This window comes from Ligilactobacillus aviarius subsp. aviarius DSM 20655, assembly GCF_001436315.1.
Classification (GTDB): domain Bacteria; phylum Bacillota; class Bacilli; order Lactobacillales; family Lactobacillaceae; genus Ligilactobacillus; species Ligilactobacillus aviarius.
Genome location: NZ_AYZA01000022.1, coordinates 15,091 through 34,025, shown reverse-complemented (window position 1 = coordinate 34,025; position 18,935 = coordinate 15,091). Strand labels below are relative to the sequence as shown.

Annotated in this window: 17 protein-coding genes; all 17 read right to left on the bottom strand. The window is 42.3% G+C overall.

Features of this window, described 5'->3' with window-relative positions:
* Positions 1-35 precede the first annotated feature (35 nt).
* The 17 genes from fabZ to yfmF all read right to left on the bottom strand — a co-directional run bounded on the left by fabZ (position 36) and on the right by yfmF (position 18,933).
* On the bottom strand, positions 36-488 hold the full coding sequence (gene fabZ, locus FC33_RS05590) for a 3-hydroxyacyl-ACP dehydratase FabZ (protein WP_057827634.1): 453 nt from the start codon (positions 486-488) through the stop codon (positions 36-38).
* 290 nt (positions 489-778) lie between these two features.
* Positions 779-1,276: a thiol peroxidase gene (gene tpx / locus FC33_RS05585; protein ID WP_057827633.1), complete on the bottom strand. Its 498-nt coding sequence runs from the start codon at positions 1,274-1,276 to the stop codon at positions 779-781.
* A 54-nt stretch (positions 1,277-1,330) separates the two neighbouring features.
* Complete coding sequence (yajC, locus tag FC33_RS05580; RefSeq protein ID WP_057827632.1) at positions 1,331-1,702, bottom strand: preprotein translocase subunit YajC; 372 nt, start codon at positions 1,700-1,702, stop codon at positions 1,331-1,333.
* Between the two features lie 81 nt (positions 1,703-1,783).
* Complete coding sequence (tgt, locus tag FC33_RS05575) at positions 1,784-2,929, bottom strand: tRNA guanosine(34) transglycosylase Tgt (RefSeq protein WP_057827631.1); 1,146 nt, start codon at positions 2,927-2,929, stop codon at positions 1,784-1,786.
* 12 nt (positions 2,930-2,941) lie between these two features.
* On the bottom strand, positions 2,942-3,988 hold the full coding sequence (gene queA / locus FC33_RS05570) for a tRNA preQ1(34) S-adenosylmethionine ribosyltransferase-isomerase QueA (RefSeq protein WP_057827630.1): 1,047 nt from the start codon (positions 3,986-3,988) through the stop codon (positions 2,942-2,944).
* Positions 3,989-4,005: 17 nt separating this feature from the next.
* Positions 4,006-5,016 (bottom strand): Holliday junction branch migration DNA helicase RuvB, encoded by a 1,011-nt coding sequence (ruvB, locus tag FC33_RS05565; RefSeq protein ID WP_057827629.1) that lies wholly within the window; start codon positions 5,014-5,016, stop codon positions 4,006-4,008.
* A 37-nt stretch (positions 5,017-5,053) separates the two neighbouring features.
* Positions 5,054-5,659 carry a Holliday junction branch migration protein RuvA gene (gene ruvA, locus FC33_RS05560; RefSeq protein WP_057827628.1) on the bottom strand — a complete coding sequence of 202 codons (606 nt, stop codon included), beginning with the start codon at positions 5,657-5,659 and terminating at the stop codon, positions 5,054-5,056.
* A gap of 1 nt (position 5,660) precedes the next feature.
* A complete protein-coding gene (gene mutL, locus FC33_RS05555) occupies positions 5,661-7,679 on the bottom strand; it encodes a DNA mismatch repair endonuclease MutL (protein WP_057827627.1) in 2,019 nt (672 codons plus the stop codon).
* Complete coding sequence (gene mutS, locus FC33_RS05550; RefSeq protein WP_057827626.1) at positions 7,679-10,321, bottom strand: DNA mismatch repair protein MutS; 2,643 nt, start codon at positions 10,319-10,321, stop codon at positions 7,679-7,681. Before mutS ends, mutL begins: the two co-directional genes overlap by 1 nt.
* 107 nt (positions 10,322-10,428) lie before the next feature.
* A complete protein-coding gene (rny, locus tag FC33_RS05545; protein ID WP_057827625.1) occupies positions 10,429-11,994 on the bottom strand; it encodes a ribonuclease Y in 1,566 nt (521 codons plus the stop codon).
* A gap of 205 nt (positions 11,995-12,199) precedes the next feature.
* On the bottom strand, positions 12,200-13,270 hold the full coding sequence (gene recA, locus FC33_RS05540) for a recombinase RecA (protein WP_057827624.1): 1,071 nt from the start codon (positions 13,268-13,270) through the stop codon (positions 12,200-12,202).
* A 76-nt stretch (positions 13,271-13,346) separates the two neighbouring features.
* On the bottom strand, positions 13,347-13,808 hold the full coding sequence (locus FC33_RS05535) for a CinA family protein (protein ID WP_057827623.1): 462 nt from the start codon (positions 13,806-13,808) through the stop codon (positions 13,347-13,349).
* Between the two features lie 97 nt (positions 13,809-13,905).
* Positions 13,906-14,502 carry a CDP-diacylglycerol--glycerol-3-phosphate 3-phosphatidyltransferase gene (gene pgsA, locus FC33_RS05530; protein ID WP_057827622.1) on the bottom strand — a complete coding sequence of 199 codons (597 nt, stop codon included), beginning with the start codon at positions 14,500-14,502 and terminating at the stop codon, positions 13,906-13,908.
* 20 nt (positions 14,503-14,522) lie between these two features.
* Positions 14,523-15,542, bottom strand: a complete 1,020-nt coding sequence (locus FC33_RS05525) for a helix-turn-helix domain-containing protein (RefSeq protein WP_057827621.1) — start codon at positions 15,540-15,542, stop codon at positions 14,523-14,525.
* Between the two features lie 97 nt (positions 15,543-15,639).
* Positions 15,640-16,365, bottom strand: coding sequence for an elongation factor P 5-aminopentanone reductase (gene ymfI / locus FC33_RS05520; protein ID WP_057827620.1), 726 nt, complete (start codon positions 16,363-16,365; stop codon positions 15,640-15,642).
* Entirely contained in the window at positions 16,362-17,654 is a 1,293-nt protein-coding gene (gene yfmH, locus FC33_RS05515; RefSeq protein ID WP_057827619.1) for an EF-P 5-aminopentanol modification-associated protein YfmH, read from the bottom strand. The genes ymfI and yfmH overlap by 4 nt, the downstream gene beginning before the upstream one ends.
* Positions 17,641-18,933 carry an EF-P 5-aminopentanol modification-associated protein YfmF gene (yfmF, locus tag FC33_RS05510; protein WP_057827618.1) on the bottom strand — a complete coding sequence of 431 codons (1,293 nt, stop codon included), beginning with the start codon at positions 18,931-18,933 and terminating at the stop codon, positions 17,641-17,643. The genes yfmH and yfmF overlap by 14 nt, the downstream gene beginning before the upstream one ends.
* Between the last annotated feature and the right edge of the window lie 2 nt (positions 18,934-18,935).

The following is an 18,935-nucleotide window of genomic DNA, read 5'->3' as shown; positions in this document are numbered from 1 at the left end:
TCTATCAAAATAATATCAAAAAATAAGGCATTCCGCTATTTTGCTTGCTGTTCATCCTTTAAAGAAACAATAAACATTAATTCTGCCGAACACGCAACTTTACCGTCAACCCGGGCTTTCGCATTCACGATTCCGATGTTGCCCCGTTGCTTTGTAATTTCGACTTCAATTTTCAACACATCTCCTGGGCGAACCATCCGTTTGAATTTCGCCTTTTGGACTCCACCAAGGTATGCCGTTTTATTCCGAAATTCCTTTGATTTTAAAATCAGGATCGATGCAATCTGCGCCATCGTTTCGATAATTAAAACTCCCGGCATCACTGGATTCCCAGGAAAATGACCGCGAAAATAAGATTCATTGATCGTCACGTTTTTCGTTGCAGCGATCCGCTTCCCCGGCTCAAGTTCATCAACGTAGTCAACATAGCAAATCGGAAACCGGTTTGGAATGATCTGCATGATTTCTTGAGCATCCATGACTTTCATAAAATCACCCCTTGATTTATTTCGAATATCAAAATATTCGATGTACAAACCATACTTCATAAAAAAAGCACTGTCAAGCAAAGGAAAGTGGCCCAATAAACAAATTCATTAATTTATTTAACTTTCTTAACAAAAAGGACCGGATACTTTGATAGTTCAAAGTATCCGGTTCAAAAGCGTCCTGATTACTAATTGATCTTTTACCTTTTAAATTTTTGCTGGTATATTTTCTTATCATTGAGTAATCATAAACTAATTTTTAAAAATGTAAATTTCTTTTGAAAATCAAATTAATTTTGCTGGTTTTTGAGGAATTCCAAAACTTGATCATAATTTGGTTCATGACTTAATTCTTCAACCAATTCGCGATAAATAACTTTTCCATCTGAATCAACGACCCAAACACTGCGGGCATCAATTCCAGCATCTTTGATCCATAGTCCCATCTTTTCGCCAAAATCATGCTCACGATCTGATAACATCTGCATTTGACTGACATCCGATAACGCACACCACTTTTGCTGCTCATCAGTTGAATTCGTTGAAATTGTGTAAAAATCGATGTTTTGGTAATTGCCAACTTCATCATTAAACTTTCGCGTTGATAAGCTGCATACCGGAGTATTAATATTGGGAACAACGCTGATGAACGTCATCCGGTTGATCAGCTCATCTTCAGTCACTGTTTGCCCTGCTCGATTTTGAACTTGAAATACTGGAAGCTGGTCGCCAACTTGAAGTGGCGTTCCATTAGTTTCTAAAACGGTTCCTTTCTTGGTAAATTGCATACCTATTCCTCCAATCAAAAAGGCTGGATTTTCATCCAACCTTTTTTTTAATAATTATTTTGTTTCTTTATCTTCAGCTTGTGAATCTGCCTTTTCTTCTTTAGCAGGTTCAGCTGCTTTTTCTTCCTTGGCAGCTGGTTGGGCTTGTTGTGCAGCCGGTGCACTTTGAACGTTTCCAATTGCGTTCAAACTGAATGTCAAGAAAATGCCATCGCAATCAAGCGTTACGGTCTTGTTAGCCTTGTCGATGCTGTCGATCACACCGTGCAAGCCGCCGCGTGTAATAACATGATCACCCTTCTTCAAGTTGTTGATCATGTTTTGCCATTGTTGCTGTTGCTTCTTTTGTGGACGAATCATCATGAAGTACATCAATCCGAATAAGACGACGATCATGATAATTGAGTAAAGTCCTCCGCCTTTCATCTTTGTCACTCCTTAAATTATCGTTACAGGTAACACTGTATCAAAAAAATTGCTTAGTTACTAGCAAAATCGAACAAAATCCTAGAAATTCTTAGGATTTTTAACATTTAATCCGTATTGGTCAAAGAAATCTTCCCGGAATTCAAGCAAGTTATCATCTAAAATCGCCTGTCGGATCTTTTGCATCAAGTGCGTCAAGAAGTACAGGTTGTGGTAACTTGTTAAGCGAATTCCCATCGTTTCATTGACTTTTAACAAATGCCGGACATAGGCCCGCGTATAATTCCGGCATGCATAACAGTCGCACTGGTCATCGATTGGGCCAAAATCGTGCTCATACTGGGCATTTTTAACGACTAAACGACCATGGGAGGTCATACATGTTCCATTCCGCGCGATCCGGGTCGGCAAAACGCAGTCAAACATGTCCACTCCGCGAATAACGCCATCGATCAACGCGTCCGGTGAGCCAACGCCCATTAAGTACCGCGGTTTATTTTCCGGCAATAACGGTGTCGTAAAGTCCAGAACGTGGTTCATTTCCGCCTTCGATTCGCCAACCGACAAGCCGCCGATCGAGTATCCCGGAAAATCCATTGCGACCAGATCTCGGGCGCTTTGTTGCCGTAAATCTTTATGACCGCCGCCTTGAACGATTCCGAACAAAGCTTGGGTCTCCGGATTTTGGTGTGCCTTTAATCCTCTTTCAGCCCACCGACTGGTCCGTTCAACGGATTTTTTGATGTAGTCGTAACTTTCAAAAAATGGTGGACATTCATCAAAGCTCATCATGATATCGGCACCCAGCGCGTTTTCAATGTGAATCGCCTTTTCAGGTGAAAGAAACATTTGGTGACCATTCAGGTGGTTCTTGAAATGAACCCCTTCTTCAGTAATATTTCGTAATTCAGCCAATGAAAAGACTTGAAAACCGCCTGAATCCGTTAAGATTCCCTTGTGCCAATTCATAAATTTGTGCAAGCCGCCTGCTTCCCGGACAAGGTCTTCACCGGGCCGCAACCATAAGTGATAGGTATTTGACAAAATAATGTCGGCACCTAATTCGTCCAGTTCTTCCGGTGACATCGCTTTAACCGTTGCTTGGGTCCCAACCGGCATAAAAATCGGGGTTGGAAAGGTTCCGTGCGGCGTAATGATCTCACCAAGCCGTGCGCCAGTATGTTTTTCTTTTTTGATTAACCGGTATTTGATTGCTGGTTCGCTCATAGATCCTCCTAATTATTTGTGAATAAACATCGCATCGCCGAAGCTGAAGAAGCGGTATTTTTCTTGAACGGCATGCTTGTATGCATTCAAAATGTTTTCCCGGCCGGTAAAGGCAGCAACCAACATTACCAATGTTGATTTCGGCAAGTGGAAGTTTGTAATAAAAGCATCCACAACTTGCCACTTGTAACCTGGTTTGATAAAGATATCTGTCCAGCCGCTATCAGCCTTTAATTCACCGTTAAATTTGGTTCCGATCGTTTCCAATGTCCGAATTGAAGTTGTTCCGGTCGCAACGATCCGACCGCCATTTTTGCGGACTTCATTCAATGTGTCCGCTGCTTCTTGCGACATGCTGTAAAATTCGCTGTGCATTTTATGATCGTCAATGTTTTCTTCGTTAACTGGCCGGAACGTTCCCAATCCGACGTGTAACGTTAAGTAAACTAACTTAACTCCCTTTTCTTCAACCTTTTTCAACAGTTCCTTTGTCCAGTGGAAACCGGCCGTTGGCGCAGCTGCTGAACCGATTTCCCTTGAGTAAACTGTTTGGTACATTTCAGGATCGTCAAGTTTTTCCTTAATGTATGGTGGAAGCGGCATTTCACCTAACTTATCAAGAATTTCCATGAAAATTCCGTCATACTCAAATTTGATCATCCGGCCGCCGTGTTCAAGTTCTTTGGTAACCGTGGCCGTCAATTCACCGTTTCCAAAAACGATCTTCGTCCCGACTTTTGCCCGCCGTGCAGGTTTAACCAACGTTTCCCAGTTATCGCCTTCGGTATTGTTTAATAGCAAGACTTCAAGGTGACCGCCAGTGTCTGGCTTAACCCCGTAGATTCGAGCAGGCATTACCCGCGAATCGTTCATAACAACCGCATCGCCTGGATTTAAGTAGTCGATAATATCATAGAAATAATCATCCTTGTATTCGCCGGTCTTGGCATTCAAAACCAGCATCCGGGCTTCGTCCCGTTCCTTTAATGGAGTTTGGGCAATTAATTCATGGGGTAAATCATAATCAAAATCTTCTGTCTTTAATGGTTTATCTGTCATTTTAAATTTCACCTTTCCTATTTTTCTGTGCGTGCTAATCCTAAATGCTGATAAGCAGCGTCTGTTACCACTCTACCACGCGGCGTCCGCTTTATAAAGCCGATTTGAAGCAAATACGGTTCGATCACATCTTCAATCGTGTCCGTTTCCTCACCAACATTGGCGGCAATCGTCGATAAACCGACCGGGCCGCCGTTATAAAGCAAAATCATTGTCCGCAAAAGTTTGCGGTCGTTGTCATCCAAACCCTTTTCATCGACCCGTAACAGTTTAAGCGCATAATCAACGATTTCCTTATCAATCGTTTCCTTTTGCGAAACTTGTGAAAAGTCCCGCACCCGTTTTAATAAGCGGTTCGCAATTCGGGGGGTTCCCCGCGAACGCCGGGCAATTTCATGGGCTCCCTGGTCATCGATCTGCGTATCAAAAACTTCAGCGGAGCGTTTAACGATCGCCGTCAATTCCGCTTCCGTATAGTAGCTCATATGCCCAAGAATTCCGAACCGGGCCCGCAACGGTGCTGAAAGCATTCCTGCTCGGGTGGTTGCGCCAATCAATGTAAATGGCGGTAACGGGAAGTGGACGGGATGTGCCGTCGTATCCTGGCCCACAATGATGTCGATGTAAAAATCTTCCATTGCCGAATACAAAATTTCTTCAACATTTTTCGGCAACCGGTGAATTTCATCGATGAATAAAACATCGCCCGGTTCAAGTTCATTTAAAATCGCAACCAGATCCCCCGGCTTTTCAATCGCCGGCCCCGTGGTTGTTTTAATATTGACCTGCAACTCATTGGCAATTACCGTTGCCAGCGTTGTTTTCCCTAAGCCTGGCGGGCCGTACAACAAAACATGGTCAAGGGACTCTTCCCGTTGCTTAGCCGCCTGAATATAGACCGCAATCTCATCTTTGATCTTCGTTTGCCCGATATATTGATTTAAAAATTGCGGCCGTAAACTTAACTGCCCAAATTCGTCATTCGCATCAAGCGCTTCTCCCGAAACAATCCGGTTATCGTCTGCCATCGGTCTGCTCCTTTCTATTCATAATTCAATCAATCAGTTATTTCTTTAAAACCAATTTCAATGCGGCACTCAAATAGGCATCCGTTGAGTCTGCCTGAAAATCTTTAAGTTTTTGGCTGACTTTTTTAACTTCCGTTTTAGTATAACCAAGGCTCAACATTGCTTCAAGCGCCTCTTTGAGGTATGGTTGTTCATCATCAAAATCAAGGGCCAGATTTTGTTGGTCAACCATTGGTGTCGGCGTTTCAATGTCATCCATTTTACCCTTCAAATCAAGGATAATTTGCTTGGCCGTCTTCTTTCCGATACTTGGAAACTTTGTCAGATAGGCTTCGTCATCCGCATTGATTGCCGCAACAAAGCCGCCCTGATCATTCGTTGCCAAAATCGCAAGCGCACTTTTCGGTCCGATTCCGGAAACGCTAATCAACTTTAAGAACAGTTGCTTTTCAGCAAGGTCGTAAAAACCATATAACGTCACGTCATTTTCCCGGACTGCTTGATAGACATATACCTTTTGCGTGGTATTTTCTTCGTACCGGAATGGGTTAGCCACCTGTAACTGATAACCGATTCCGTTGACCTCAACCACAATGTAATGCGGATTGATAGCCGTAATTTTTCCAATTAAATATTCGTACATGTTAATCTCCTGCGTTTTTTGTTTCCCGTAATGAACGGTGTGAATCTTGGATCCGTTTAAACATCCGTTCCAAATCTTGATTACTGAATTTAACCACCGTTGGCCGCCCGTGCGGACAGTTAAATGGATTTTCACATTCCTTTAACTGCTGTAACAGCGAAACTGCCTGTTGCCGTTCCAAGTGGTGGTTTGCTTTGATCGATTGCTTGCAACTAATCATGATCGCGGTTGCCTCGCGAAATTTAGCAACTGTCAATTGCGGATCAGCTAAACATTCTTCAATTAAGTTCCGAATCGTTTCTTCCTCTTTTCCAGCCGGGATCCACGCTGGATGTTCATGGATAATATAGGTATTTTGTCCAAAATCTTCGAGATTGATTCCCAATTGCGCTAACTTCTCGCGATTTTGTTCAACCTTCAGCGCATCGCTGACCGAGTACGTTAAAATAAGTGGAACAAGCATTTTTTGTTCTGCCGGGTTGTCATTTCCGATCTCTTCCCGGTAAAACTCATATTTGACACGTTCCTGCGCAGCATGCTGATCAAGCAGGTAAAACCCATCATCCGCTTCGGCAAGCAAATAGGTTCCGTGCAACTGCCCGATATACTTCAAATCTGGAAAACGGCGCGGTGACGGTTCACTAACCTTTTCTATTGCCTGTTCTTCATGGATTTCAAATGAACCATTGGGTTGTTCGGCTGCCAACTGCGCGCGATACTTTTGGTCCCATTGCTGAACCGCCGGACTCTTCAAGTCATTTCGGGTCGCAATCATTACCGGATGAGTAATCGTTTGCGGGTTGAACGGTTCATTATCCGCTGCCGGTTCTGTCGTTGAATCCGCTGATTGCTTTTCATTTTTGGAAGTTGGCAACGGCTTTTCACCTAAAAGCGCCGCTAAAACTTCTTGCTGCTTTTCAACATGATGCTGGTGTTCAACGGCTTGCGGATTCAACCCAATATCAAATTGTTCTGCTTTTTTCGCCTTGGGTTGATGCGAATTTAAATTGCCGACTGCACTTGGAATCAAATTTTGCTGGCCGATTCGATTGGCAACACTTGTCGTGATCAAGTCCGCCAGTTGATTTTCCTTACTGATTCGAACTTCCTGCTTGGTTGGATGGACGTTGACGTCTACCAGTAACGGATCAAGTTGAATCGCTAACACGGCGATTGGATAGCGACCAACCATTAACTTGGAGCCGTATCCTTTAATAATTGCTTTTGAAAGCTGATTATTTTTAATGTACCGGCCATTTAATAAAATACTGATATAATTTTTCGACGCCCGGGTCAACTTGGGAAGCGAAACTAATCCGCTAACTTGAAAGTCACGGTCTTCACCTGCAAAATCAATCATTTGGTGGGCGTTTTTTACCCCGTAAATCGCACTGATCACCTGAACCAGATTTCCATTACCAGAAGTTCGAAGCAGCGTTCGCCCGTTATTTGATAGTGAAAATGCCACTTCCGGGTGACTCATTGCAAGGTGGTCGACCCAGTCAGTGATCGCCGCTAATTCCGTTTGCGGCGAACTTAAATATTTTAAACGAGCCGGAGTGTTATAGAACAACTGGTTGACGGTAATGCGGGTTCCTTGCCGCCCAGCGTATGGTTGTTGAGCAACTAACTTTCCGCCTTTAAAATGAATCATTGATCCGATTGAGGCATCCTGCGGCATGGTTTCTAAAATCACATCTGCAATTGATGCAATACTTGGAAGCGCCTCTCCCCGAAAGCCAAGGGTGCGGACGCGGAACAAATCATCCCGACTGGTAATTTTGCTGGTTGCATGCCGCTGAAAGGCAATTTGAACATCATCGGCTGCAATTCCAATTCCATTATCAATTACCTGAATCGACTTCAGACCGGCATCTTCGACTAAAATATCAATGCGCGTACTTTGCGCATCAATTGAATTTTCAGTCAATTCCTTTACAACCGATGCGGGCCGTTCGATCACCTCACCCGCTGCAATCTGATCAGCAAGAACTTCCGGCAATTCATGGATTTTTCCCATTATTTTCGCTTACCTTTCTTTGTTAATCGTTGCTGCCACTCAAAAACCTTGTTCATTACTTCTAACGGCGTTAATGACATTAAATTCGTCGTCTTGATATCTTCAAGCAATTCATTTTCCTGCGAATCAAGTTTAACCGTTTCTGGTTGGAAAAGTGAAAGCTGTTCGTCAACTTGGCTTGCTGATGATTCGTCCTCTTTGGTTGTCGGTATTACCTGAGGTTCTTCATCAGCCTCATGATGCGTAACCTTCTTTGAATCATTTTCCAACCGTTTCAAAATCACGTCTGCCCGCTGCAACAGTGAATCCGGCATGCCTGCCAGTTTAGCAACATGAATCCCGTACGACTTGTCAGCCGGTCCAGGTTGCATTTTATGCAAGAAAATCAACTCGCCGTTCTTTTCAACTGCTCCAACGTGGATATTCGTGAGGTGTTTCAATTTCTTATCAAGGGCCGTTAATTCATGATAGTGCGTTGAAAACAACGTCTTCGCATGGACATGGTCATGGATAAATTCAATAATTGCTTGCGCAAGGGCCATTCCATCATACGTTGCGGTTCCGCGACCGATTTCATCAAAAAGGATCAGACTGTTCTCACTTGCATTTTCAAGCGCTTCATTCGCTTCTTTCATTTCCACCATAAACGTTGATTCTCCGGAAATTAAATCATCAGCAGCCCCGATCCGGGTAAAAATCTGGTCAAAAATCGGCATCCGCGCCTGCGTTGCCGGAACAAAGCACCCGATTTGCGCCATAATAACCGTTAATGCCAGTTGCCGCATATAGGTACTTTTTCCTGACATGTTTGGTCCGGTAATCAATAAAATCGTTTGGTCATCATCCATTTTAATGTCATTTGGAACGTAGCTTTGACGTCCCATAACTTCTTCAACGACCGGGTGCCATCCGTCCTTGATTTCAAGCGAATGGCCTTGCGTTGTTAATTCTGGTTTTACAAATTGATGATTTTCGCTCACAACCGCAAACCCTTGCAACACGTCCAATTTAGCTAAGGCGTGGGCAAGTTTTTGAATTCGTTTGATCTGGTCTTTGATTTGCTCCCGAACATCGACAAAGAGTTTGTATTGTAAATCATATGCTTTACTTTCTGAACCAAGGATCAATGATTCTTTTTCCTTTAATTCAGGCGTAATAAATCGTTCGGCGTTAACAAGGGTCTGCTTGCGTTGATAACGATCTTGAGGAACTTTATTAGCATTTCCCTTTGAAACCTCAATGTAGTACCCGAAAACCTTGTTAAATCCAATCTTTAAGTTATGAATTCCGGTTTTTTCACGTTCTTGCTCTTCAAGATCAGCAAGCCATTGCTTCCCGTTTTTCATCGCATCAACGTACTGATCAAGCTCATCGTTATAGCCTTCACGGATCAAATTTCCATCCGTCACTGAAATTGGCGGATCATCAACAATTGCCTGCTCGATCAAATCAGCCACTTCTCCAACCGGATCAAGTTCAGCAAGCAAATCATTATAAATTCCATCCGTATTTAATTGTGAAAGCAGATACCGGATTTGAGGAACGTGGGATAATGAAGTTTTTAATTGAATCAAGTCCCGGCCGTTCGCACTGCCAAATGCAATCTTCCCGGCTAACCGTTCCAAATCATAAACGTTTGTTAATTCATCTTGTAAATTATTCCGTTCAAAGAAATTGTCCATCAAGTTTTGAACGATTCCTTGACGTTGTTCAATTTCATCCTTTGACAACAACGGGCGCGATAGCCATTGTTTTAACAACCGGCCCCCCATCGCCGTTTTGGTTGCATCCAGAATCCAAAGCAATGTTCCGGATTTTTTCCCGGTCCGCGAGTTTTGCAGAAGTTCCAAATTCCGTTTGGCAAACCGATCCAGTTTCAAATATGCCGACGGTTCATAGTGAATTGCCCGTTGAAGATGCGCAAGGGCCCGTTTTTGGGTCACATTCAAGTACATAAGTAAGTGTTTAACAACCTGAACTTCAAGGTCCGATGTTAAATCCTGCACCGCATATGAAAATTCTGCCTTTTCCTCATATGAATTTTGAGTTGAAATTAAAATTTTTAATTTCTGAATAACATCTAAAATATTCTGGTCAACCGAATCATCAACCACAATTTCCTTTGTTCGCAAACTGGTTAATTCGTTGACCAATGCATCTGTCGATTGCAATTCCGTAACCTTTAATTCGCCAGTCGAAAGATCCGCGTATGCAAAACCCATCTTGCCGGTCTGGTCTTGATGAAGAGCAGTTAAATAGTTATTTTCCTTCGCATCACCGGCGGATTCATCCATTAACGTCCCCGGCGTAACCAACTGAATAACTTCCCGTTTAACCATTCCTTTGGCCTGCTTGGGATCTTCCATTTGTTCACAAATGGCGACCTTATAGCCTTTATCAACCAAAATATCGATATAGTTTTGAACGGCATGGTGCGGAACACCACACATCGGAACGGGATTTTTTGAACTATGATTGCGTTGAGTCAGGGTCAGTTCAAGCAACTGCGATCCCTTAACTGCATCATCATAAAACATTTCATAAAAGTCGCCTAAGCGGTAAAACAAAAAAGCATCCGGATATTGCTTTTTGATTGCCAGGTACTGTTCCATCATCGGGGTTGGCTTGATTTTTTGGGCCACGCTTCTCATTCCTTCCTTATGGTTTGCTTTTCTTATTTTAACATTTTTCAATTATCAACGGTTTTAAATTCGATAATAAAAAAGGTCGGAAAAAATCCAACCTCTTTTTATCTTGCATATTCTGTCGCACGCGTTTCCCGGATAACCGTAACTTTGATGTGTCCCGGATATTCAAGTTCATTTTCGATTTTATCTTTAATGTCACGTGCCAATACTGTTGCTTGCAAATCATTGATCTTTTCCGGTTTAACAATTACGCGAACTTCACGTCCCGCTTGAATTGCATAACTCTTACTTACACCGTCAAATTCATTTGAAATACTTTCAAGTTTCTCTAACCGGTGAAGGTAATTTTCTAATGATTCGCTCCGTGCTCCTGGGCGAGCAGCTGAAATCGAGTCTGCAGCAGCAACTAAAACTGCAATTACTGACTTCGGTTCAACATCACCGTGGTGCGATGCAATCGTATTTACAACCACATCATTTTCGTGATATTTCTTCGCCAATTCAACCCCAATTTCAACGTGTGAACCGTCGATCTCATGATCAACAGCTTTCCCAATATCGTGTAATAATCCTGCGCGTTTCGCTAATGTAACATCTTCTCCTAATTCAGCAGCTAAAACTCCAGCTATCTTGGCAACTTCAATTGAGTGGGTCAATACATTCTGGCCATAACTTGTCCGGTAATTTAACCGACCAACCGTCTTGATCAAATCAGGGTGCATTGAATTCAAGCCCAAATCAAAGATCGTTTCTTCCCCGATCTCACGAATTTTAGTATCCATCTCACGGGTAGCCTTATCAACCATTTCTTCGATTCGAGCGGGATGAATTCGTCCATCCTGAATCAATTTTTCAAGCGCGATTTTAGCGATTTCTCTTCGAACAGGATCAAATCCGCTCAATAAAACTGTATCTGGAGTATCATCAATAATCAGGTCAATTCCGGTCAACGTTTCAAACGTCCGGACATTCCGACCTTCCTTACCGATGATCCGCCCTTTCATGTCATTATTAGGTAATGTTACAACTGATACCGTTGATTCAGAAACCGTATCAGCCGCACTGCGCTCGATTGCCTGAGCGATTAAATCTTTAGCTGTTTGTTCAGCGCGAGCTTTTGCTTCATCTTCGCTTTCCTTAATCATCTGACCAAGCTCATAAGTCAAACTTGCCTTGGTTTCCTTCATGATTTGGTCTTTTGCTTGTTCGGTCGTTAATGAAGCAACTTCTTCTAACTTATCGTGTTGTTGTTGAACAAGTTCTGTTACTTTTTGACGTTGATGATCAATTTTTTGTTGATCAGCATTTAACTGATCCTCTTTCTTATCAAGAGATTGTTCGCGTTTTTCAAGTAAAGAATCCTTCCGGTCAAGGTTTTCTTCACGTTGAATCATTCGATTCTCTTGCTTTTGAACTTCATTGCGCCGTTCACGAAGTTCTTTTTCAACTTCAGAACGGTAACGATGGCTTTCTTCTTTTGCTTCCAGAATTGCTTCCTTTTTCTTTGCAGCCGCTTCTTTACGGGCATGCTTTACAATTCCTTCTGCTGTTCGGCTAGCCTCGTTCAAACTGGTTTCATAAAGCTTGATTCGACGTTTATCTCCCAAGATAAAACCAATAATCAAAGTCAAAACAGCGACGGCGAGGATTACAATGATCTCCATCATAGTTAATACCTCCGCATCGTCTCAAAAATGCGGCTTTTAAACCGCATTTTTAATTTTTTAAATTAAATATATTTATTACACATACGTATTTATTTTAGTTGTTGCGCCCGAAAAATGTCAACATAAATAGTCGGCATTTTTAGAAATAATAAAAAATATATAATAAGAGACTGTGACATTTCAGTCCCAGTCTCTTTCAGCAATCTTATTTCTTCTTTGAATCCTTTTCAGGTTCCTTTGCTTGATCATCAAGTTTTAGATCAAGTTGCTTTTGTTCCTCTTCAGTTGCAATCCCGTATGCTTTCCGGACTTTCAAGGTAACTTCCTTCATCATTTCAGGATGTTCCTTCAAATACCGTTTAACGTTTTCACGTCCCTGGCCGATTCGGTCTTCACCATATGAGAACCATGAGCCGCTCTTCTTGATAATGTCCTTTTCAACCGCCATATCAAGCAATTCACCGGTCTTCGAGATTCCTTCGCCATACATAATATCAACTTCAGCTTGTTTAAATGGCGGAGCAACCTTATTCTTCACAACTTTAATTCGAACCCGGTTACCAATTACATCGGAACCGTCTTTGATTTGTTCAGCCCGCCGAACATCTAACCGAATCGTTGAATAGAATTTCAATGCCCGGCCACCAGGAGTTGTTTCTGGGTTACCAAACATTACGCCAACCTTTTCACGAATCTGGTTGATAAATAACGCGATTGTTTTGGTCTTATTGATTGTTCCTGAAAGTTTCCGCAATGCTTGTGACATTAACCGGGCTTGCAAACCAACGTGGGCATCGCCCATTTCGCCTTCAATTTCAGCACGCGGAACTAAGGCAGCAACGGAGTCGACAACAACGATATCAATTGCGCCAGATGAAACCAAAGCATCGGCAATTTCCAACCCTTCTTCACCCGTATCAGGTTGTGAAAGCAATAAATCATCAATATTAACCCCTAATGCAGAAGCATATGCCGGGTCAAGGGCGTTTTCAGCATCAATGTATGCAGCTGTGCCTCCGTTTTTCTGAACTTCAGCAACGGCGTGCAATGCAACCGTTGTTTTCCCTGAACTTTCAGGTCCATAAATTTCAACGATCCGGCCTCGCGGATATCCGCCGACTCCAAGAGCTTCATCAAGGGCAAGTGAACCCGTTGGAACCGTTGAAATTTGGGTATCGGCCTTCTCGCCCATCCGCATAATGGAACCTTTCCCAAAGTTTTTTTCAATTTTCTTTAACGCATTATCCAATGCTGCTTGTCTATCGTTATTAGCCACGCCTTTTCCTCCTGTATCATTTCTCGTCGAATTTATTATACCAAAGATTAGTCAAAGATGCGAACAAACGTTTGATTTATTTTTCAAAACTTTGCTGAACAAATTCAAATGCCTTATTAAATACCTTATCTTCGACATTTTGTGTTCGATAAAACGGAATCGAACATGACCGTTCATGCCCCTCATGGTCAACGATTGCGACCCAAATAGTATGTTGCACTGAATTCCGGGTAACCGCGATCGCATAGTCTGTGCGCAGGACCGCTTTCGCTTGTCGGGCCATCCAAATCGTTGTTTTTTCGCTTTGCGATCCATTCGCATTTAAAATTTGATATGGGATATCAAACATCGCATTCTTCGCGTCATCGGTGGGCGCAACAAATAATCCTGCAAAACTTGCTTCCCGGTCGATCAAATCCGTCGCAAAATTTGTTAAAAAATCAGTTGCAAATGCAATCGTCTGGTTTTGAGCAGTTAACTTTTCCATCACGGTTTGAATCAATTTTGATTGATCCGTTTGATGCACATCTGACCCCATATAAATCCTCCTCACTTAATAGATACGAAATTAAAGTTATTTTTAGACAAAACAGAGGCTAGAAAATTCCCTAGCCTCTCCACCTTTATTTTTCAAATTATTCTTTATCTTTTCCGAATGAATCAGCAAATACGTGCCGTGCATTGTAGAAATATTCGATCCCTGAATAGATCGTAAAGAACAAGCAAATGTATAAAAGAACTTGTCCGATTGGGAAGTGAATATTTGCAAAGAAAACGTTGTTTAAAAAGAGAAAAATAATTGAAAACATCTGCGATGCTGTCTTAATTTTCCCTGGCATCTTTGCAGCCATTACTTCACCATTATTTTCAACAACGATCAACCGTAATCCGGTAACCGCTAACTCACGGCAGACAATAATTGCGGCAACCCATGCCGGAACTTTTCCCATTTGAACCAAAATAATAAACGCGGTCATTACCAGCATCTTATCTGCTAACGGGTCGGCAAACTTGCCAAAGTTTGTTACTAAGTGCTTCCGCCGCGCAATCTGGCCATCAACAAAGTCCGTGATCGATGCCCCTGCAAAAATAATTGCTCCGATTAAGCTTGTTTTCGGAATCGCTGTTCCTGCAAGAACAATGTTGCCCCAATGCAACGGCAACAGTAAAACAAGCATAAATAACGGAATTAATAAAATTCGAATAACTGTTAACTTATTAGGTAAATTCAACTCTCTCACCTCAATTAAAATTACCGGGTAACGGTTTGATAATTATTTGTCCGGCCGTTATTTTGTTGATAACGTTGTTGCTGGTTTGTTTGGTAACCATTTTGATTATTAACCGTTTGCCCTTGTCCTTGGGTTTGAGCAGCCGTTTGGGTTTGGGATTGGGTTTCGGCATTGGTTGAACTTGAACCGTTTGTAAAGTTCAAGACTAACTTCCGCACAGTTAATGATGAGTTCTGAGCAAGGAAGTTCAACTTGTGGCCGTTAATTTTAACCGTTGAAGCATTTGAATTTCCAATGCTCAAAACAACCCGGCTTGTCCCAGCTGGAACTTGAATTTCCTTCGTCGTTCCTGATTGAAGGGTCCCCTGCCAGCTTTGAGCACCGCCAACGTAAACTGCATCCCATGATGAACCACCAGTAGCCCCAAGTTCAATTGTGCTTTGACTTGGTGCATTTTCAACGTTATACGTAAACATTGAGCCTGCCGAAGCGACATTGACGATCTTTTGTTCCTTCTTCGATGTTGATGAAGATTCGCTCTTCTTTTTCTTGGCTGGCTTCTTTACATCAGTTGAAACTGCAACCTTGGTATTGGTTTGTTCAATTTGTTGATTTTTAGCCTTTTCATGATTGCCCCATGCAACAGCATAAATCGTCCCTAAAATTGCAACCACTACCACGACGATAATGATCGTTGGAAGATACTTCGAAATTTTTGCGCTTAAACTGTTGTCTTGCGGCCGGGTCAATTCTTCCCGCTTTTGAACCCGCGAAGTTGTTTCCGCTTGTTCTTCAGGCGAAGCCGGCATTCCAAGTTCTTGGTCTAATTCTTGAATAATCTCGTTGGGATTTAAACCAACCGTTTCTGCATATTGCCGGGCAAATGCTTTCACATAAAACTTTCCCGGAAGAGCATCATAATTGCCTTCTTCAATCGCAATTAAATAACGCTTTTGAATTTTAGTTGTTTGTTGCAAATCATCAAGGGTCAATCCCTTGGCAATTCTTGCGTCTTTTAATTTTTGACCAACACTAGCCATTAAAAATCCACATCTTTCTTATTTAATCTCAAACTTTTAATATTTCGTCTTACATACAGTTAAGTATATCATAAGCGTCTTTATCTGCCAAAAACGACTATTCCAGCCAGCCGCCCGTAACATAAAGGGTTTGGCCGGTCATATACCCCGCTTCAGGTGCTAATAAAACGCGCACCCAATAACTGATTTCTGCTGGATCAGCCAAATGGCCCACTGGAATTTCGTCCCGAACAGTCGCTAACGTTTCCGCATCAAACATTTGATTCATTTGCGTATTAACCGCTCCGGGAGCCACCGCATTGACCGTGATTTCCATCGAAGCAACTTCCTTGCTATATGCTTTAACAAATGTATTGATTGCTCCCTTTACTGCGCTGTATGGGGTTTCCATTGCACTGCCGCTTTTCCCGTATACCGAACTAATAAAGACAACTCTTCCGGCTTGAGCACGGGCAAGCTTATCTTCTAACCGCTGAAGAATCATCATCGGCACTTTAAGCTGCATTCGCAAAATTTCATCTAGTTCATTTTCAGTAAAGTCATGCAAAAACTTAAAGTGCGTTATTCCCTGAGCAAAAATCACCGCATCAACGCCAAAAATCGAATTCACGATCCGGTCGACACAATCGGCCGCCATGAAATCACTCTGAATCGGAATAAAATCTTGTCGCGGAAACTTTGATTGAAATTCGCCAATCAACTTTTCAATTCGTTCTTGTTGGTGGGCATAGTGCAGATAAAGTGACCAGCCTTGCTGTGCTAAGTCGCGTGCAATCTGTCTCCCAATATCGCCCGAACTTCCTAAAATCAACGCCCATTTCATTTTTGATCTCCCCTTGGTAATATTTGATAACGAGTTAACTTCGCCGGGTCAAAGAACTGATCCGCAAAATCAACCACTTCATCGAATGTCAGCTGTTCGATCATTGCTGGAACATCAAACACCGTCCGTTCGCCATAAAGCCACAAGTCAAACTGGTTGGCAATGTTCTCGTTCGAATTCATTCCTTTAATTGCCCGTCCAATAAATTCGCGCTTCATCGATTCAAAAATCGGCTTTTGTTCCGTAAGTTTTACCGCTACATTGACAATGATCGCCTTTAATTCAGCAGCCGCCTGATCAATTTGTTCTAAACTTGTATCTAAATAAAAATCAACAAACTGGAAGCCATCTTCAAGCTGAATTTCATAACCGAAACTGTTGTCGATCAATCCCTGATCAAACAAGCGTTGATAGTCAGCAGATGATTCGCCAACAAGCATTTCTAAAATGATCTGCAGCATAATTTTGGCCTTAAACCGTTCAGCCGGAAGAAAGTCTTTCTCACCCCGAACTCCCAACGCAAGTTTCGGCCGTTGAACGTCCATTTGCCGTTCAGCAAACGGAACAATTGCCGGATGACCAAGGTTGACTCGTTGTAAGTTTAACTTATCATTTGAAGCTAAACTTCCTGCAGTCGCATTCTTAATAATTTCTTTAATTTGAGCTTCATCAAAATTACCAACGATCATCAAACTCATATTCGACGGCTGGTAAAAATATTGATCGCATTCATAAAGCATTGCAGGCGTAATTGCTTGAATCGACTGAACGCTTCCGGCAATATCAGCTGTCAACGGCGTTTTCGGGTACAAATTGCTGATAATTCCAAACAGCAACTGCCAGTTTGCATCGTCTTCATACATCTGAATTTCTTGCCCAATAATTCCTTTTTCCTTATTCACGGTTTGGTCACTGAAATACGGACTAAAAACAAAATCCAGTAACGTTGAAACACATTCGCCAACGTTTTCAGCCGTTGAAAAAAGGTAACTTGTCCGGGTAAAACTGGTAAATGCATTTGAATCTGCCCCGTAAATTGCAAATTTATCAAATGCGTCATACTCTTCCTTTTCAAACAACTTATGTTCCAAAAAGTGGGCAATTCCGCTTGGATAAGTTTTCAGCTGATCATCAACTGTGAACGTCGTATTCACTGATCCAAACCGGGTCGTCAAAATGCCATCCGTTTGGTGAAAGGATGGGCGAGCAATCAAATCAACATGCAAGCCATTCGGTAAAACAAAACTTTCCATCTTTTCGCCAAAACGGTCGTAATTAATGGTTGCCATTGGCCATCCCTCCTTTCAAGAAAAATTCAGTTTGAAGCTTAAGTTGACTAGCAGCCGCAACGACGTCCTGCTTTGTCACTGCTTGAATTCCATTTTGTTGGGTTGCAGAATCTAATGGTCGGGCCAATAATTCACTTAAAACAGCTTGTTCGAGGCTGCTTGCCGGACTATCTTGCATTCGTTGCCGTTCGTTGACCAGCTCGATTTTAATTTTAGCTAACTGCTCAGCGGAAAAATCACCCTGCTGCAAGGCCGCAATCTGCTCCTTGATCAAGGTTAAAACTGAATCATGATTCGTTGCTTGAATTCCCGTTTGAATCAGCACCATCGACCGTAATGCTGAATAGCTACTTTCAGCATAATACGCCATACTTGCCTTTTCGCGAACGTTTTGAAAAAGAAGTGATTGCGGCGAACCACCCAGCAAGGCGTTCATTACAACTGCCGCATAAAACATTCTGTCCTGATGCGCATCGATCGGTAAATGGTAAATCAAATCCAGTTTGCTTTGTTGAACCGATTCTGTCTTCGTTTGCACCTTGACTTGATCCTTCGCCGCCTGAGAATAACAAATTTCATAAAGTGTTTCCCGAGCTGATTCTCGGAATTCAAATTTTGAAAGGGAACGCTTCAAAGAATCAAGGTCTAAATCTCCCATTACCGTGATTTGAACTTGATCACGGCGAAGCATTTGATCATAGGCCGCAACAATATCTTGATTCGTTAATTCTTGATAATCAGTTTCCGTTCCATACGGCGTATTCTGCTGAATCGGATCATCAAAATATGACCGTTGAACATGGACCAGAGCTTCAGACTGTTTATTATCAACAATTCCCTGAATATATGTTTTTAAATTCGTTCGCTGACGTTCAAAGACTTCAGGCTTGAACATTCCGTTTTCCATTCGCGGGTGAAAAATAATTTGATTTAAAAAATCAACCGATTCGTCAAGCAGGGACTGTCCGGCTTTCAAGTATTCCGGCGCAACAAAACTATAAACAAAATTGAGGAGACTTAAATTCCCCTCAACTTCTGTATTCGCACCAAACGTTGCCCCATATAATTCAGCAAGTTTAAGCGTGATTGCATGCTGATTCGGATATGCTGCACTTGAACTTTCCAAGATTCCCGCTAAAAGCGTCCGGCTTGCCAGTTCCCGTTCATTTTTCAATTCGTGAATAAACGAAATCATCATCTGAACTGATTTAAACTGTTTATTCTGAATAAACCGGACCTTGACCCCCGGTTTAAGTTCATAATTAAATTCACTCTTCATCC

Bases quoted from the DNA above. Each gene is read 5' to 3' on its own strand.
- ruvA (WP_057827628.1), bottom strand. From the start codon at position 5,659: ATGTACGAATATTTAATTGGAAAAATTACGGCTATCAATCCGCATTAC.
- tpx (WP_057827633.1), bottom strand. From the start codon at position 1,276: ATGCAATTTACCAAGAAAGGAACCGTTTTAGAAACTAATGGAACGCCA.
- rny (WP_057827625.1), bottom strand. From the start codon at position 11,994: ATGATGGAGATCATTGTAATCCTCGCCGTCGCTGTTTTGACTTTGATT.
- yajC (WP_057827632.1), bottom strand. From the start codon at position 1,702: ATGAAAGGCGGAGGACTTTACTCAATTATCATGATCGTCGTCTTATTC.
- tgt (WP_057827631.1), bottom strand. From the start codon at position 2,929: ATGAGCGAACCAGCAATCAAATACCGGTTAATCAAAAAAGAAAAACAT.
- ymfI (WP_057827620.1), bottom strand. From the start codon at position 16,365: ATGAAATGGGCGTTGATTTTAGGAAGTTCGGGCGATATTGGGAGACAG.
- FC33_RS05535 (WP_057827623.1), bottom strand. From the start codon at position 13,808: ATGGGGTCAGATGTGCATCAAACGGATCAATCAAAATTGATTCAAACC.
- FC33_RS05525 (WP_057827621.1), bottom strand. From the start codon at position 15,542: ATGGCTAGTGTTGGTCAAAAATTAAAAGACGCAAGAATTGCCAAGGGA.
- mutL (WP_057827627.1), bottom strand. From the start codon at position 7,679: ATGGGAAAAATCCATGAATTGCCGGAAGTTCTTGCTGATCAGATTGCA.
- yfmH (WP_057827619.1), bottom strand. From the start codon at position 17,654: ATGGCAACCATTAATTACGACCGTTTTGGCGAAAAGATGGAAAGTTTT.
- ruvB (WP_057827629.1), bottom strand. From the start codon at position 5,016: ATGGCAGACGATAACCGGATTGTTTCGGGAGAAGCGCTTGATGCGAAT.
- yfmF (WP_057827618.1), bottom strand. From the start codon at position 18,933: ATGAAGAGTGAATTTAATTATGAACTTAAACCGGGGGTCAAGGTCCGG.
- fabZ (WP_057827634.1), bottom strand. From the start codon at position 488: ATGAAAGTCATGGATGCTCAAGAAATCATGCAGATCATTCCAAACCGG.
- queA (WP_057827630.1), bottom strand. From the start codon at position 3,988: ATGACAGATAAACCATTAAAGACAGAAGATTTTGATTATGATTTACCC.